This is a genomic window from Mycobacterium sp. E3298 (genome assembly GCF_001666895.1).
GTDB lineage: Bacteria > Actinomycetota > Actinomycetes > Mycobacteriales > Mycobacteriaceae > Mycobacterium.
The window spans coordinates 1-14,568 of record NZ_LZJB01000417.1 but is presented as its reverse complement, the minus strand read 5'-3'; the positions used below and the strand labels follow the sequence as shown (position 1 = coordinate 14,568).

Below are 14,568 nucleotides of genomic sequence, written 5' to 3'. Positions count from 1 at the left end.
CAACGAGGCGGGGGACTGGGTGACGGTTTCCGCGGCCGTCAGGGCCAGGGTCAGCGCCGTGTCGGTCGCGGGCCGGCCGATGCGGTCTTCGAGCAGGCGGCGCAGCCACGGTTGGTAGTCGACGGCGACCACGCCCGCCAGGACGCCGATCGGCATCCGCGGCCAGCGCAGCGCGCGGCCGGTCAGCGCCAGGCCCAGCCCGGCCGCGCTGGCGGCCGCGGTGGCAGCCCGGGTCGCCAGCACCACGCCGTCACCCGGCAGGCTCGTCGGGGGCGCCAGCGGTTCGGCTGCGCCGCAACGCTTCTCGGCGATGTCGACGATGCGGCACAGGTCGCGCAGCGAGGTGTCCGCGTCGCAGACGGTGACCACGACGCGCGACAGCGGATAGTTCAGGACGGCGGATGCGACGCCGGGGTGGGCCAGCAGCGCGTCGAGCACCGAGCGTCCGAGCTCGTCACCTGAAGCGCCGTCCAGCCCCCGCACCTCGATCCAGGCGCGTTCGGCGCCGCGCCAGCAGCGGCGGCTCAGTGTTGCCGGACTCTCCTGGGGCAGATCGCCCGCGATCGCCCTTGCGCCCTCGCGCAGCGGAATCGCGGCGATGGTGATGCCGGCCTCGACGAGCGAGGTGGTGGCCTGGATGCCCGTCGCGACGGCGCGCAACGGCATAGATCGTTGTATCGCTGTCGCAATGCTCAAAGCGGCTTCGAACGGTCCCGTTAGTTGGTGCTACGCAGCGCGGTGCCGCCCGCCCGGCGCCCGGCCGCCTTCTTGGCCGTCGACTTGCCCGCCGCCTTCTGTGGCGCCGCCTTCTGCGGCGCCGATTTCTGCTCCGCCGGTTCCGCGGGCACGGCCTTGAGGCTGGCCTTGGGCGCCGGATTGCCCGATCCGTTCCGGTGGCTCAGCCGTTGCAGCAACAGGGCACCGCCGCCCACCGCCAACAGCACCGGCCACTCGACCAGCCCCGCGACGCCGAGCGCGCCGATGGCCACCGCGGCCGCGGGCGTCGAGTGGCTGCCGCTGCTCATTCCCTTTTTGATGCCCTCGGCGGCCCCGGTGACGCCGCCGATGACTCCGTTCACCGCCGCGCCACCCACGGCGCCGGCGGTCGCGGTCGTCGCGCTTGCCGCGCGATTCACCGCTTGACCCACCCCTCGGACTGCCCCGCCGATGACACTCATCATTACTCCTTGGCTTTCCTGCCCTTGCCGCGAACGCGCGTCACCGGTGAGCTATACCCGCTGAACGCGTCGTTAACGGCAAAAAAACACTGTTTGTCGGTTCTAACAAAATCAAAGCCTGCCACCTTGCAAACGCGCAGACAACGAGCAGTCGCATTTAATTTGCCTGAGCTTAACCTGGTTATGGGCGCGGCGCGAACGAGTTCAACGCGATTTAGCCTCGCCTTATGTCGATTTGCACCGGTGCGTGATCGCTGGCGGCCTTTCCCTTGCGCTCGTCGCGCACGATCTGGGCGTCCGTCACGCGGGTGGCCAATTCCGGTGAGGCCAGGATGAAGTCGATGCGCATGCCTTGCCGTTTCGGAAACCGCAGCTGGGTGTAGTCCCAGTACGTGTAGACCCCCGGACCGGGCGTGAAAGGCCTTACCACGTCGGTGAATTGGGCTTCGACGATGGCGCCGAACGCCCGGCGCTCCGGCTCGGAGACGTGGGTGGCGCCGACGTAGTATTCGGTGCTCCAGACGTCGTCGTCGGTCGGGGCGATGTTCCAGTCGCCGGCCAGCGCGATCTGCGCGGTGGGGTCGTCGCGCAACCACCCCGCCGCCGTATCACGCAGTGCGGCAAGCCATTCCAGCTTGTAGGTGTAGTGCGGGTCGCCCAGCGCGCGGCCGTTGGGCACATACAGGCTCCAGACCCGGACGCCATCGCAGGTGGCGCCCAGCGCGCGGGCTTCGGCCGTCGCGGCCACCTCCGGTTTGCTGCTCCAGGTGGGCTGACCGTCGAATCCGATCTGCACGTCGTCGAGGCCCACCCGCGAGGCGATCGCCACGCCGTTCCACTGATTGAAGCCGACATGCGCCACCTCGTAGCCGAGTTCGAAAAACGGCAGCGTGGGAAATTGGCTGTCCGAACATTTGGTCTCCTGCATGGCCAGCACGTCGACGTCGGCGCGCGCCAGCCAGTCGAGGACGCGGGGCAGGCGACTGCGAATCGAGTTCACGTTCCAGGTGGCCAGCCGCAGCGGCGATCGCAAGGGCGGCGAAGCCGGGCGCTGCGGGTCGCCGCCATCAATCTGCGGCGATCGCAAGGGCGGCGAAGCCGGGCGCTGCGGGTCGCCGCCATCAATCTGCGGCGATCGCAAGGGCGGCGAAGCCGGGTGCTGCGGGTCGCCGCCATCAATCTGCGGCGATCGCAAGGGCGGCGAAGCCGGGCGCTGCGGGTCGCCGCCATCAATCTGCGGCGATCGCAAGGGCGGCGAAGCCGGGCGCTGCGGGTCGCCGCCATCAATCTGCGGCGATCGCAAGGGCGGCGAAGCCGGGTGCTGCGGGTCGCCGCCATCGTGCATCGCTAGACGGTATCCCAGGCCGGGGAGCGGGCCGGAAAGTAGCGGCGGCTGTGGTGCGCCCGGAAGCCCAGCGCGTCGGCCAGTCGCAGCATGCCGGTGTCATCGTCCGCAACGACCAGATAGGCCCGGGTCGCGCCGCGCGCCGCGGCCAGGGCCAACTGCGCTTCGTAGGTGGCCGGGTCGTCGCCGGCCGCCGGCAGGCCCACCCAGCGCGTGCCGTGCCGCGCCGGCGCCGAGACGTCACGCACCAAGACGCGTTCCGTGCGTTCGGCGCTCAGCCCCGGCGGCAGCGGCAGCAAGCGATCGGGTATCGCCAGGCGCGCCGTCATGCCGCGGCGCTCATACCAGTCCGCGATCGCCGCCATGGCGCTTGCTCGGGCCGAAACATCCAGCGGCACAGCGAAATCCACGTGTTCCCCGGCCCGCAGCAGCCAGCCCTCGAGCCACGCGCGTTCCACGCCGGGCGACGCGTCGGCGGCCGCGCGCTCCAGCGCCCGGATTTCGGAGGTGCGCACCGGGGCGTCGGTCAGCACCCGCAGCGCGACCACGTCGTCGGGCAACACCTCGGTGACCGCGCCCGTCTTGGTCCGCACCCGCACCACCGGGTCGACCGCCAGCAGGTGGCCCACGGCGTCGGTCAGGGGCGGGACCGAGCCCGGGGGCCGCCGGTAGCGCAGCGTCACCCGCGTGCCCAACTCCGGCCACGAGAACATCAGTGACCGAAGGGGTCCGGCCCCTCGCCCGGCAGCCACGACAGCCCGGGAACGCCCCAGCCGTGCGACTTGACGGCGCGCTTCGCGCTGCGGGCGTGGCGACCGATCAGCCGATCCAGGTACAGGAAGCCATCCAGGTGCCCCGTCTCGTGCTGCAGCATGCGCGCGAACAGGCCGGTGCCCTCGAGCTCGACGGCCTTGCCGTCGGCGTCGAGGCCGGTGACGCGCGCCCAGCTGGCGCGGCCGGTGGGAAACGACTCGCCGGGGACCGAGAGGCAGCCCTCGTCGTCGTTGTCCGGATCGGGCATCGTCTCCGGGATCTCGGAGGTTTCCAGCACCGGGTTGACGACCACGCCGCGGCGCCGGTCGGTCCGGCCCCGGTCGTCGGCGCAGTCGTAGACGAAGACGCGCAACCCGACGCCGATCTGGTTGGCGGCCAGGCCGACTCCGTGTGCGGCATCCATGGTGTCGTACATGTTGGCGATCAGCTCCGCCAGGTCCGGCGGCAGCGATCCGTCGGCGCCGACCGGCACCGGCTGCGTCGGGGTGTGCAAGACCGGATCCCCGACGATCCGGATCGGTACGACTGCCATGGTCGGCTAAGCTACCGCACGCCCGCACGGGCGGAAGCCGGCCGTGTTCTCCGGGCAATCTGAGCCAATCGGCCGACTCGCGGGTCTGGATGACGGCTTGAGGGTTTGCGCCGTGATTCAATATTCGCCGAAACACGCCCTCAGGTAAGTCAAGTCATCTACAGCAGCCGAGAATCGCCGGAAGGGTCCAGGGGAAGCTATATGGACAGCGCCATGGCGCGGGCAAATCGATCGGGGGACGATGCCGAGATCGCAGATGGCCTCACCCGCCGCGAACACGACATCCTCGCCTTCGAACGTCAGTGGTGGAAATTCGCGGGCGTAAAAGAGGAAGCGATCAAAGAGCTGTTTTCGATGTCGGCGACGCGCTACTACCAGGTGCTCAACGCGCTCGTCGATCGGCCGGAGGCGCTGGCCGCCGACCCGATGCTGGTAAAGCGGTTGCGGCGGCTGCGGGCCAGCCGGCAGAAGGCGCGGGCGGCGCGGCGCCTCGGCTTCGAGGTGACCTGACTCGCTACAGTGGGCTCGATGAAAGAGCGAGTCCCCGACTCCACGGGGCTGCCCCTGCGGGCGATGGTGATGGTGCTGTTGTTCCTGGGGGTCGTATTCCTGCTGCTCGGCTGGCAGGCGCTGGGGTCGTCCGGCAGCTCCGAGGACGACTCGGCCTCGGCGGTGTCCACGTCGTCCGCCACCAGCACGTCGGCCACGCCGACCAGCACTAAGCCCGCGGCCAACCGGTCCGAGGTGCAGGTGTACAACATCTCGACAAAAGAGGGCGTCGCGTCGCGCACCAAGGATCAGCTCACGGCCGGCGGCTTCAACGTGACCAAAGTCGACAACCTGACCGTGCCCGACGTCTCGGCCACCACGGTGTATTACACCGACGCCGACGACGAGCACGCCACCGCGGACGCGGTCGGCAAAATCCTGGGCGCGCCCGTCGAACCGCGCATCCCGGCGCTGACCGGGCAACCGCCCGGGGTCATCGTCCTCGTTACGGGTTGACCCGTCAGCGGCTAGGCTTCCGCTATGCCTCAGCTCGCTGGTTACCGCACTGCCGCCGTCACCGTTTCCGCGCTCTCCGCAGCAACTTCGGTCGCGCTGCTCGGCGCGTGCTCGTCGCCCCAGCACGCCTCGACGTCCCCGGGCACCACGCCGGCGGTGTGGACCGGTTCGCCGGCGCCGTCGGGAACCGGCACGCCGGAGGGCGGGCCCGTCGCCGCGCCGTCGGGGCCGAGCATCGTCACCCACCTGAAGGCGCCCGACGGCACCCAGGTCGCGACCGCCTCGTTCCAGTTCAACAACGGCTACGCCACGGTCACCATCGAGACGACCGCCAACGGGGTGCTCTCGCCCGGCTTCCACGGGGTGCACATCCACAAGGTCGGCAAGTGCGAGCCCAACTCCGTCGCCCCGACCGGTGGCGCGCCGGGCGATTTCCTGTCCGCCGGCGGGCACTTCCAGACGCCCGGGCACGCCGCCGAGCCCGCCAGCGGTGACCTCACCTCGCTCCAGGTGCGCAAGGACGGGTCCGGGATGCTGATGACCACGACGGACGCCTTCGCCATGGACGACCTGCTCAGCGGCCAGAAGACGGCGATCATCATCCACGCCGGCGCCGACAACTTCGCCAACATCCCGCCGGAGCGGTACAACCAGGCCAACGGCACCCCGGGCCCCGACCAGATGACGATGAGCACCGGTGACGCCGGCAAGCGGGTCGCGTGCGGTGTGATCGGTGCCGGCTAACAGGGCCCACGCGCGCATCGATTTCGCCCGGTCACCGAGGCCGACCCTCGGCGTGGAGTGGGAGTTCGCGCTCGTCGACGCGCAGACCCGCGACCTGAGCAACGAGGCCACCGCGGTGATCGCCGAGATCGGCGAAAACCCGCGCGTACACAAGGAATTGCTGCGCAACACGGTCGAGGTCGTCAGCGGCGTCTGCAGGTCCACCGGCGAGGCCATGGAGGATCTGCGGGAAACCCTCGGGCCCGCGCAGCGGATCGTCCGCGACCGGGGCATCGAACTCTTCAGCGCCGGCGCCCACCCGTTCGCGCAGTGGTCCACCCAGAAGCTCACCGACGCGCCCCGCTACGCCGAACTGATCAAGCGCACGCAGTGGTGGGGCAGGCAGATGCTGATCTGGGGCGTGCACGTGCACGTCGGAATCTCCTCGGCGCACAAGGTGATGCCGATCATGACGTCCCTGCTGAAGTACTACCCGCACCTGCTGGCGCTGTCGGCGTCCTCACCGTGGTGGACCGGGGTGGACACCGGGTACGCCAGCAACCGCGCGATGATGTTCCAGCAGTTGCCCACCGCCGGCCTGCCGTTCCAGTTCCAGACCTGGCCGGAGTTCGAGGGGTTCGTCTACGACCAGAAGAAGACCGGCATCATCGATCACGTCGACGAAGTCCGTTGGGACATCAGGCCTTCGCCGCACCTGGGCACCCTCGAGGTACGGATCTGTGACGGCGTGTCCAACCTGCGGGAGCTGGGCGCGTTGGTGGCGCTGACGCACTGCCTGGTGGTGGACCTGGACCGCAGGCTGGAAGCCGACGAGACGTTGCCGACCATGCCGCCGTGGCACAACCAGGAGAACAAGTGGCGCGCGGCCCGCTACGGGCTGGACGCCATCATCATCCAGGACGCCGACAGCAACGAGCGGCTCGTCACCGAGGACCTCGACGACGTGCTGAATCGGCTTGAGCCCGTGGCGAAATCGTTGGACTGCGTCGACGAGCTGGCGGCGGTGGCCGAGATCCCCAGGGTGGGCGCCTCTTATCAACGGCAACGCCGGGTGGCCGAGGAACACGATGGCGATCTGCGGGCGGTGGTCGACGCGCTGGTGGCCGAGCTGGAGATCTGATGGAGTTGGCGATGTTCCCGCTGGAGTCGGCGCTGCTGCCCGACCAAAACCTGCCGTTGCGGATCTTCGAGCCGCGCTACGGCGCGCTGGTCCGGCACTGCCTGGACACCGGCGACCCGTTCGGTGTAGTGCTGATCTCGCGGGGACGCGAGGTCGGCGGCGGCGAGGTGCGTTACGACGTCGGGGTGTTGGCCGAGATCACCGAATGCGTCGACCACGGTGGCGGGCGGTACTCCATGCAGTGCCGGACCGGCGAACGGATCCGGGTCTCCGAGTGGTTGCCCGACGACCCCTACCCGCGGGCGACCGTGACCGCGTGGCCCGACGAGCCGGGCGATCCGGTCACGGCCGCCCAGCTGGTCGAGGTCGAGGACAGGGTGATGGCGCTGTTCGAGCGGATCGCCGACGCGCGCGGCGTGGCGCTGCCGGACCGCGCGGCGCTGCTGGGCGAGGACCCGGCCGGCGACCCCGGACAACGCTTGTACGCGTTGGCCTCTCGCATCCCCATCGGCACGGCCGACCTCTACACGGTGCTGTCGGCGCCGTCGGCCTCCGAGCGATTGGCGGCGCTGCGCGAGGCGGTCGACGCGCTCGCCGAGGTGGTGGAGTTCCAGCTTTCCGAATGACGCGACAGGGGAGTAGATGAAGGTACATCTGCAGGTCGACGGCTCACCGGTGGACGCGGCGGCGAGCGCCGCCGAGATCGCTGCGACCGGAGCCGACGGCCTGTTCACCTTCGAGGGCCAGCACGACGTGTTCTTCCCGCTGATCCTCGCCGCCGGCACCACCGGACTGGACCTGATGACGAACGTGGCGATCGCGCCGCCCCGCAGCCCGCTGCACCTGGCGCACGCCGCCTACGACCTGCAGCTCTACAGCGGCGGGCGGTTCCGGCTCGGCCTCGGCTCGCAGGTGAAGGCCCACATCGAAAAGCGTTACGGCAGTAGGTGGGAGCGGCCCGCGGCCCGGATGGCCGAAACCGTCTCGGCGATCAAGGCGATCTTCGCGGCCTGGGAAGGCCGCGCCCGCTTGGACTTTCGCGGCGAATTCTTCACCCACACCATCATGGCGCCCAACTTCAATCCCGGGCCCAACCCGTTCGGGCCGCCGCCGGTGCTGCTGGGGGCGCTGGGCCCGGTGATGACGCGCACCGCCGCCGAGGTGGCCGACGGGCTGCTGGTGATGCCGTTCAACAGCGCCCGCCACTTCGCCGAACGCACCCTCCCCGCCGTGGAAGAGGGCCTGCGGCGCTCCAAGCGATCCGCCGAGGACTTCGAGATCGTCGTGCAGGCCATGGTCGCCGTCGGCCGCGACGAGGCGGGCCTGGCCGCCGCGATCGGCGGTGTGGCGTCGCTAATCTCCTTCTACGGCTCGACGCCGGCCTACCTGCCCGTGCTGGAGGCCGAGGGCTGGGCCGACGTCCAGCCCGAGCTGAATGCCCTGTCCAAACAGGCCCGCTTCCCCGAAATGCGCCGGCTCGTCAGCGACGAGATGGTGGCCCGGATCGGGATCGTCGGCACGCCCGAGGAGTGCGCACGGCAGATCGCCGCCCGATTCGGAGAGCGCGCCGCCGAGGTGTGCTGCTATTTCCCGGGTTACTCGCCGGCCGCCGCGGACGTCGCGGACCTGATCGGCGCCCTGCACCGCACGCCGGCGCTGCGATGAGTTCCGACCTCACCGTCGACGTCGACGCGGGCGTGGCGGTGCTCACGTTGAATCGGCCCGAGCGCCTCAACGCCTACACCGCCGAGATGGGCGCGCTGCTGGGCCGGGCCTACTCCGACTGCGACGGTGACGACGACGTCCGGGCCATCGTTGTGACCGGGGCCGGGCGCGCATTCTGTGCCGGGGCGGATTTCTCCGGCGAGACAAGCCCTTTCGACGCCCCGGGCGAGGAATTCTCGGCGTCACCGATCACCCCGGCCGCGTTCGAGTTGCGCAAGCCGGTGATCGCCGCCGTCAACGGCCACGCGATCGGCATCGGGCTGACCATCGCCCTGCAGGCGGACCTGCGCATCGTCGCCGGCGACGCGAAATACGGTGTGGTGCAGGTCCGTCGGGGAGTGCTCCCCGACTGCATGGCGCACTGGACGCTTGCGCAGCTGACCACGTTGGGGGTGGCCGCGGACATCCTGCTGACGGGGCGGACCTTCGGCGGGGCCGAGGCGGTGACGCTCGGCATCGCAAACCGGGCGCTGCCCGCCGACCAAGTGCTCGACCACGCGGTGGCGGTGGCCCGCGACATCGCGGTCAACGTGGCGCCGATGTCGGCGGCGCTGTGCAAGCGGCTGCTGTGGGACACCGCGATCAACGGCTACACCCCGCGCCAGGTCGCGGCTCTGGAAACCCGGCTGCACCAACGGGTGATGGGCACCGCCGACGCGCGCGAAGGGGTCGCCGCTTTCCTCGAGCGCCGGCCGCCGTCCTTCACCGCGCGGCTCGCGAGCGAGTGGGAGCCGCTGCCGCCGAGCCGGTAATCCCGCATCGTCGGGCTGTGCTACTAGATCGCGCACAACCGCTCGGAGAGGGCCCACCAGTCAGCCGCGCGTTGGTCGTCGCGCGCGTGGGGGGCGAGCCCGTCGCTGATCCGGCAGTCTTCCAGGTACAGCCCGCCCCGGCCGGCGAGCTGCGGGCTGACCGCGGCCCAGACCTGCGTGGCCGCACCCCGATCCGGTGTGAGGAAGTCGAGACGGCCGTCGCTCGGTTCGCCGCGCGCCGCGCTGTTGGCGGCGACGAGCCTGCGGAGGTTGGAGAAATCCTCGTGGGACATGTAGCGCGCCAGCGAGGTGGCCACGGTGCCGGGATGGACGGCGAAGGCGCGAATGCCCGCGTCGCGCAGGCGGCGGTCGGCCTCCCTGGCGTACAGGATGTTGGCCGTCTTGGACGCGCCGTAGGCGACGAACTTGTCGTAGTCGCGGCGCTCCCAGTTGGGATCGTCGAAGTCGACGTCGCCCATGATGTGCCCGCCGGAGGACAGCACGACCAGCCGGGCGCCCTGTGCGGCGGCCAACGGACGCGTCAGTAGCCGGGTGAGCTCGAAATGGCCGAAATGGTTTGTCCCGATCTGGGTTTCGAACCCGTCCGCCGTCCGCCCGAACGGGGTGAACATGACCCCGGCGTTGTTCATCAAGACGTGGATCGCCGGCGCGATGTCGGTGATCGCCGCGGCCGCCGCGCGAACGCTCGACAGCGCGGTCAGGTCGAGATGCACGGTCGAGGTACGCGCGCCGGGTAGGTCCTGCGCTATCCATCCGACCGTTTCGGCCAGGGCGGCATGGTTGCGCGCCGCCAGGACGACGTGCGCGCCGGCGGCGGCCAACGCTCGGGCCGACTCGCGGCCCAGCCCGGTCGACGCACCGGTGATCACACATGTCTTGCCGGACAGGTCGATTCCCTTGACGACATCGACGGCGGTGCGGCGTTCGGTCATGCGGCCAGAGTGTATGCGGTCAGGCCACGCCGACGGCGACTTTGCGGGGGACCTCTTCGACGGGATGGATGCGGCCGGTGACCAAGAGACCGGCCACCAGCGCGCCGACGAAGTACAGGCCGGCGGCGACGTGCAGCAGCCGCGCGAAGCTGGCGTCCGTCAGCGTGCCGGCCGCGATCAGGCCCACGCAGGCAACGGAACCCAGCGCCGACGTCCTGCCCACGGCGTTTTGCAGCGCCGCCGCGACCCCGCTGCGGGCCGCGTCGACCGAGGACAGATTCACCGCGGCCAGCGGCGTCAGGGTGAGCACCGAACCGACGGCCACCACGATCGTCCCGGGCAGCAGGTGCGTGACGATGTTGAACCCGTGACCGGGACGGATGAGCAGCAGCCCCAACCCGGCCAGCAGCGGGCCCGTCGTCAAACAGATCCGAGGCCCGATGCGTGCGGCGAGCCTGCCGACGCGCTTAGCGAACAGGAACGAGATGATCGGCGTGGGTAGCGTGGCCAATCCCGCGACGGTCGCGCAATAACCGGCGACCTCCTGCGTGTACAGAGCGACCGCCAGCGCGCCCATCGTGATGGCGCCGTAGACGAAGCCGGTGGTCACATTGGCACCCGCGAAATTGCGAATCCGGAACAGCCCGAGCGGCACCAGGGGGTGCGGGGCGCGGCGCTGCCACGCCGCAAACGCGACCAGCGCGGCGACGCCCACACACAGCGAGGCGGCGACGCGGGGATCGGACCAGCCGTGCTCGCGCGATTCGATCAGGGCATACACCGTGGCGGCCAGCCCCACGGCCGACAGGACCGCACCGGTGACGTCGACGCGGACGCGCTGGGCCGGCCGCGGCATCGGGTGCAGCCAGAATGTCAACGCGAAACCGATGACCATCGGAACGGCCGACAGGACGTAGATCCATCGCCAACTCAGCAAGTCGACCGCAAGGCCGCCCAGCAGCGGGCCGAGCGCGAACGCCGTGCCCGTCCACGCGGTCCAGGTGCCGATGGCCGTCGCGCGCTCCCCGCGATCGAACGTCGAATTGATCAACGCAAGCGACCCGGGCACCAGAAACGCGGCGCCGAGACCCTGGACGATGCGCCCGGCGATCAGCATCACCGGCGTGGGGGCGCCGGCCGCGAGCACCGAACCCGTCCCGAAGGCCACCAGTCCCAGGCGGATCACCGGCACCCGCCCGAACAGGTCGGACAGGGAGCCGCCGGGCAGGATCGTGGCCGCCTGCGCCAGCAGATAACCGTCGACGATCCACTGCTGCAGGCAGAGCCCGCCGCCGAGGTCGCGCGCGGTGGCCGGCAGCGCCAGGTTCACCACCGTCGTGTCGAGGAAGGCGACCATCGAGACCATGGTTGCCACGACCATGACCCGGCTGGTTGGGGCGACGTTTCGAAATCGTTGCAGCCCACCCCGGGCCGTGGGCGCGGCGACAGCGACCGCGGGAGATGGCTGCAATGCAATCATGTCGGTCTCACGGTGCGGCCGCCGTCGTCGTTCATCTGATTCCTCCTCGACGGCCGCCGAATCCCGTGATCCGGCAACCGTCTTCGAGAAGATGTATACGACGGGGTTACAAGCCGACTGCGGATCAGCTGTGGTGTGCGTGCGCCCGTCGTCCGCCGTCGCGGGTGGCCCGTTGCACCAGCTGCGGTGCGATGGCCCTATGCAGGGGACCAACGACGGCCCAGACCGTCCGGGCGGCGGTCTTGCGGCGGTAGTGCACGCGAGTGGTGAGTGTGGCCCGCAGGCCGTCCTGGCGTCGCAGCGCCAGTTCGCCCCGCATCAGCGGCCCGCTCGCCGTAAGGACGAACTCGTCGTGATCCGAGCGGGCGACCGACCAGCCGATGGGGTGATCGGGCGACGGATGCGTCGCGAGGTTGAATCTCAAGACGTGGCGGTGGAGCCACCGCACGGCGCCTCCGTCTGCTTCCCGGCCCAGCGCGTCGCGGAACATCTGCTCGGCCGAGCGCGTGTCGCCGGGCTGGATCGCGGCCTCGAAGACGTCGGTGTAGTCGGATGCGGTCGCGCTGGACCGCTCGTTAAGCACCGCAGCCGCAACGCGGTTCAGCGTCGCGCGGGTCACCGCCGCATGACCGCCGGTGCCGATGACGAGGCCGCGATACATCCGTCCGTGCAGGCCGGGGAAGGCCGCCCACGTGGTGGCGCGCACGCGGGTGCGGTCGCCGGCCAGCGGCTCCAGCTCGAACACCCACCGATACACCGCGAACGGGTGCCGGCCCTTCAGCGCGAACCGCTCCGGCGGCCGTGTCTCGTCGAGGACGAAACCGATTGGCACGGTTGACGGGTCGCCGGGATCCCGGCACATCACCCGCAGCAGCGCGGACCACGTGTCCGCGCGCCCCGCGTCCACGGTTATGGCATGCTCATCGATATAGGGTAATCGTTCCATATAGAAGGACCATACTAGATCGTGGCACCTCCGCGGAAGCATGAAACCGATGTGATCCTCGACGCCGCCCGGGCGCTGGTGCTCGACGGCGGGCCGCGGGCGGCCAGCGTCGCGGCGATCGCGAAGGCCAGCGGCGCGCCCGCGGGCACCCTGTATCACCGGTTCGGCAACCGCGACGGCATCCTGACCGCGGCGTGGCTGCGCGCGCTGGAACGCTTCCAGGCGCGCGCCCTGGCCGCGGACGGTGAGACGCCGGCGGACACCGCCGTCGCGATGGCCGTGTCCGCCGTCGGCTTCGCGCGCGAGCTGCCCGACGACGCCCGGCTGCTGCTGACGATCCGGCCCGGCGACCTGCTCGACGACGAGCCCGACGCGGCGTTCCAGCGGACGCTGGCCGCGATGAACGCGCCGCTGACCGAGCGGATCGCGGTGTTGGCCCGGCAGCTGTACGGAAACAACAGGCCCCGGTCCGTCGACGCCGTCGCGCGGGCGGTCGCGGACCTGCCCTATGCCGTGGTCCGCCGCCACGCCTACGACGATCCGATGCCGCGCTGGCTCGAGGACGACGTCGCGGTGTCGGCGTTGGCGGTGCTACGGAGCTTCGGCGAACGCCCGTAACGCCTGCACCTGCGCGGGATCCAGTGAGGGGCGCACGATTTGGCGCGCCGCTGCGATGTCGGCGGCCGTCACGTCGGTGGCGTCGATCGAGCGCCGCATCGCGGTCAGCGCCGCCTCGCGCAGCAGCGCCACGCAGTCGGCGGCGCTGTAACCGTCGAGCCCGCCGGCCACCTCGTCGAGGTCGACGTCGTCGCTCAGCGGGACGGATTTGCCCGCGGTGCGCAGGATTTCGCGGCGGGCGGCGGCGTCGGGCGGCTCGATGAAGACGTGCCGCTCCAGCCGGCCCGGGCGCAGCAGCGCCGGGTCGATCAGGTCCGGCCGGTTGGTGGCGCCCAGCACGACGACGTCGCGCAGCGGGTTGACGCCGTCGAGCTCGGTCAGCAGCGCGGCCACCACCCGGTCGGTCACGCCCGAGTCGAAGCTCTGCCCGCGCCGGGGCGCGAGCGCGTCGATCTCGTCGAGGAACACCAGCGACGGGGCGGAGTCGCGGGCGCGCCGAAACAGTTCGCGGACGGCCTTTTCCGAGCTGCCCACCCACTTGTCCATCAGTTCGGAGCCCTTGACCGAATGCACGGACAGCTGCCCGGTGCTGGCCAGCGCGCGCACGACGAAGGTCTTGCCGCAGCCGGGTGGCCCGTACAGCAGCACGCCGCGGGGCGGTTCGACGCCCAGGCGGGCGAAGGTGTCGGGGTGCTGCAGCGGCCACAGCACGGCCTCGGTCAGCGCCTGCCGGGCCTCGGTCATGTCGCCGACGTCGTTGAGGGTGACGTTGCCGACGGTCACTTCCTCGCTGGCCGACCGGGACAGCGGCCGGATGACGGTCAGCGCGCCGACCAGGTCCTCCTGGTTCAGCTCGGGCGGGCGCCCGTCGGTGCTGGCGCGTGCGGCCGCCCGCAGCGCGGCCTCCCGCAGCAGCGCGGCCAGGTCGGCGACCACGAAACCCGGCGTGCGCGCGGCGATCTCGTCGAGGTCGAGGGTGCCCGCGGGCACGGATTTCAGCAGCGACTCCAGCAGCGCCTTGCGGGTGCCGGCGTCGGGCAGCGGCAGGCTGAGCTCCCGGTCGCACAGGTCCGGCGCCCGCAGCCGCGCGTCGAGCTGGTCGGGCCGCGCGGAGGTGGCGATCAACGCGACGCCCTCGGTCGCCACGGCGGTGCGCAGCTCGCCCAGGATCAGGGCGGCCACCGGCTCGGGGGTGGCCGGCAGCAGGGCGTCGACGTCGGTGATCAGCAGGACGCCGCCGCCGTCGCGGACGGCCTGCACCGCCGAGCTCACGGTCTTGAGCCGGTCCTCCGGCGTCAGCGCGCCCACCTCGGGACCGTCCAGCTTGACCAGCCTGCGGCCGTCGCACACCGCGCGCACCAGCGTCACCTTGCCCACCCCGGCCGGGCCGGACACC

General features: G+C 70.8%; 16 protein-coding genes and 1 pseudogene. 8 read left to right on the top strand and 9 right to left on the bottom strand.

What is annotated here, in order from left to right; genetic code table 11:
* The 5 genes and pseudogenes from A9X05_RS19905 to A9X05_RS19880 all read right to left on the bottom strand — a co-directional run.
* Positions 1-666: pseudogene (locus tag A9X05_RS19905) on the bottom strand (cation-translocating P-type ATPase); the annotation flags it as partial.
* A gap of 50 nt (positions 667-716) precedes the next feature.
* A complete protein-coding gene (locus tag A9X05_RS19900; protein WP_067783630.1) occupies positions 717-1,178 on the bottom strand; it encodes a hypothetical protein in 462 nt (153 codons plus the stop codon).
* Between the two features lie 214 nt (positions 1,179-1,392).
* Positions 1,393-2,199, bottom strand: a complete 807-nt coding sequence (locus tag A9X05_RS19895; protein WP_067783627.1) for an exodeoxyribonuclease III — start codon at positions 2,197-2,199, stop codon at positions 1,393-1,395.
* A gap of 326 nt (positions 2,200-2,525) precedes the next feature.
* On the bottom strand, positions 2,526-3,236 hold the full coding sequence (locus A9X05_RS19885; protein ID WP_067783621.1) for a GCN5 family acetyltransferase: 711 nt from the start codon (positions 3,234-3,236) through the stop codon (positions 2,526-2,528).
* Positions 3,236-3,829 (bottom strand): peptide deformylase, encoded by a 594-nt coding sequence (locus A9X05_RS19880; RefSeq protein ID WP_067755406.1) that lies wholly within the window; start codon positions 3,827-3,829, stop codon positions 3,236-3,238. Before A9X05_RS19880 ends, A9X05_RS19885 begins: the two co-directional genes overlap by 1 nt.
* A 201-nt stretch (positions 3,830-4,030) precedes the next feature.
* Here A9X05_RS19880 and A9X05_RS19875 point away from each other — a divergent pair, with 201 nt between their 5' ends.
* The 7 genes from A9X05_RS19875 to A9X05_RS19845 are packed head-to-tail and all read left to right on the top strand — an operon-like array spanning position 4,031 to position 9,175.
* Positions 4,031-4,339 (top strand): DUF3263 domain-containing protein, encoded by a 309-nt coding sequence (locus A9X05_RS19875; RefSeq protein ID WP_007167558.1) that lies wholly within the window; start codon positions 4,031-4,033, stop codon positions 4,337-4,339.
* 18 nt (positions 4,340-4,357) lie between these two features.
* Entirely contained in the window at positions 4,358-4,834 is a 477-nt protein-coding gene (locus A9X05_RS19870) for a LytR C-terminal domain-containing protein (RefSeq protein WP_067755403.1), read from the top strand.
* 24 nt (positions 4,835-4,858) lie between these two features.
* On the top strand, positions 4,859-5,578 hold the full coding sequence (locus tag A9X05_RS19865; RefSeq protein WP_067783618.1) for a superoxide dismutase family protein: 720 nt from the start codon (positions 4,859-4,861) through the stop codon (positions 5,576-5,578).
* Positions 5,568-6,698, top strand: coding sequence for a glutamate--cysteine ligase (locus A9X05_RS19860; protein WP_067755396.1), 1,131 nt, complete (start codon positions 5,568-5,570; stop codon positions 6,696-6,698). The genes A9X05_RS19865 and A9X05_RS19860 overlap by 11 nt, the downstream gene beginning before the upstream one ends.
* Positions 6,698-7,324: an LON peptidase substrate-binding domain-containing protein gene (locus A9X05_RS19855; RefSeq protein ID WP_067783615.1), complete on the top strand. Its 627-nt coding sequence runs from the start codon at positions 6,698-6,700 to the stop codon at positions 7,322-7,324. Before A9X05_RS19860 ends, A9X05_RS19855 begins: the two co-directional genes overlap by 1 nt.
* Before the next feature lie 16 nt (positions 7,325-7,340).
* On the top strand, positions 7,341-8,363 hold the full coding sequence (locus A9X05_RS19850; RefSeq protein WP_067783612.1) for a TIGR03617 family F420-dependent LLM class oxidoreductase: 1,023 nt from the start codon (positions 7,341-7,343) through the stop codon (positions 8,361-8,363).
* Entirely contained in the window at positions 8,360-9,175 is an 816-nt protein-coding gene (locus A9X05_RS19845; protein WP_067783609.1) for an enoyl-CoA hydratase/isomerase family protein, read from the top strand. Before A9X05_RS19850 ends, A9X05_RS19845 begins: the two co-directional genes overlap by 4 nt.
* 23 nt (positions 9,176-9,198) lie before the next feature.
* Here A9X05_RS19845 and A9X05_RS19840 read toward each other — a convergent pair whose 3' ends face one another.
* The 3 genes from A9X05_RS19840 to A9X05_RS19830 form a co-directional block, all read right to left on the bottom strand.
* Positions 9,199-10,128 (bottom strand): SDR family NAD(P)-dependent oxidoreductase, encoded by a 930-nt coding sequence (locus A9X05_RS19840; RefSeq protein ID WP_067755384.1) that lies wholly within the window; start codon positions 10,126-10,128, stop codon positions 9,199-9,201.
* Between the two features lie 19 nt (positions 10,129-10,147).
* Positions 10,148-11,509: an MFS transporter gene (locus tag A9X05_RS19835; RefSeq protein WP_067755381.1), complete on the bottom strand. Its 1,362-nt coding sequence runs from the start codon at positions 11,507-11,509 to the stop codon at positions 10,148-10,150.
* Between the two features lie 223 nt (positions 11,510-11,732).
* The gene (locus A9X05_RS19830) at positions 11,733-12,554 is read right to left on the bottom strand and encodes a hypothetical protein (protein ID WP_067755378.1); all 822 of its coding nucleotides are present in this window, start codon (positions 12,552-12,554) and stop codon (positions 11,733-11,735) included.
* Between the two features lie 21 nt (positions 12,555-12,575).
* On the opposite strand from A9X05_RS19830, the gene A9X05_RS19825 reads away from it, so the two are divergent.
* Entirely contained in the window at positions 12,576-13,172 is a 597-nt protein-coding gene (locus A9X05_RS19825) for a TetR/AcrR family transcriptional regulator (RefSeq protein WP_067755376.1), read from the top strand.
* Here the strand turns inward: A9X05_RS19825 and A9X05_RS19820 are convergent.
* On the bottom strand, positions 13,146-14,568 hold a 1,423-nt coding region (locus tag A9X05_RS19820; protein WP_067755374.1), incomplete at its 5' end, for an AAA family ATPase. The genes A9X05_RS19825 and A9X05_RS19820 overlap by 27 nt on opposite strands.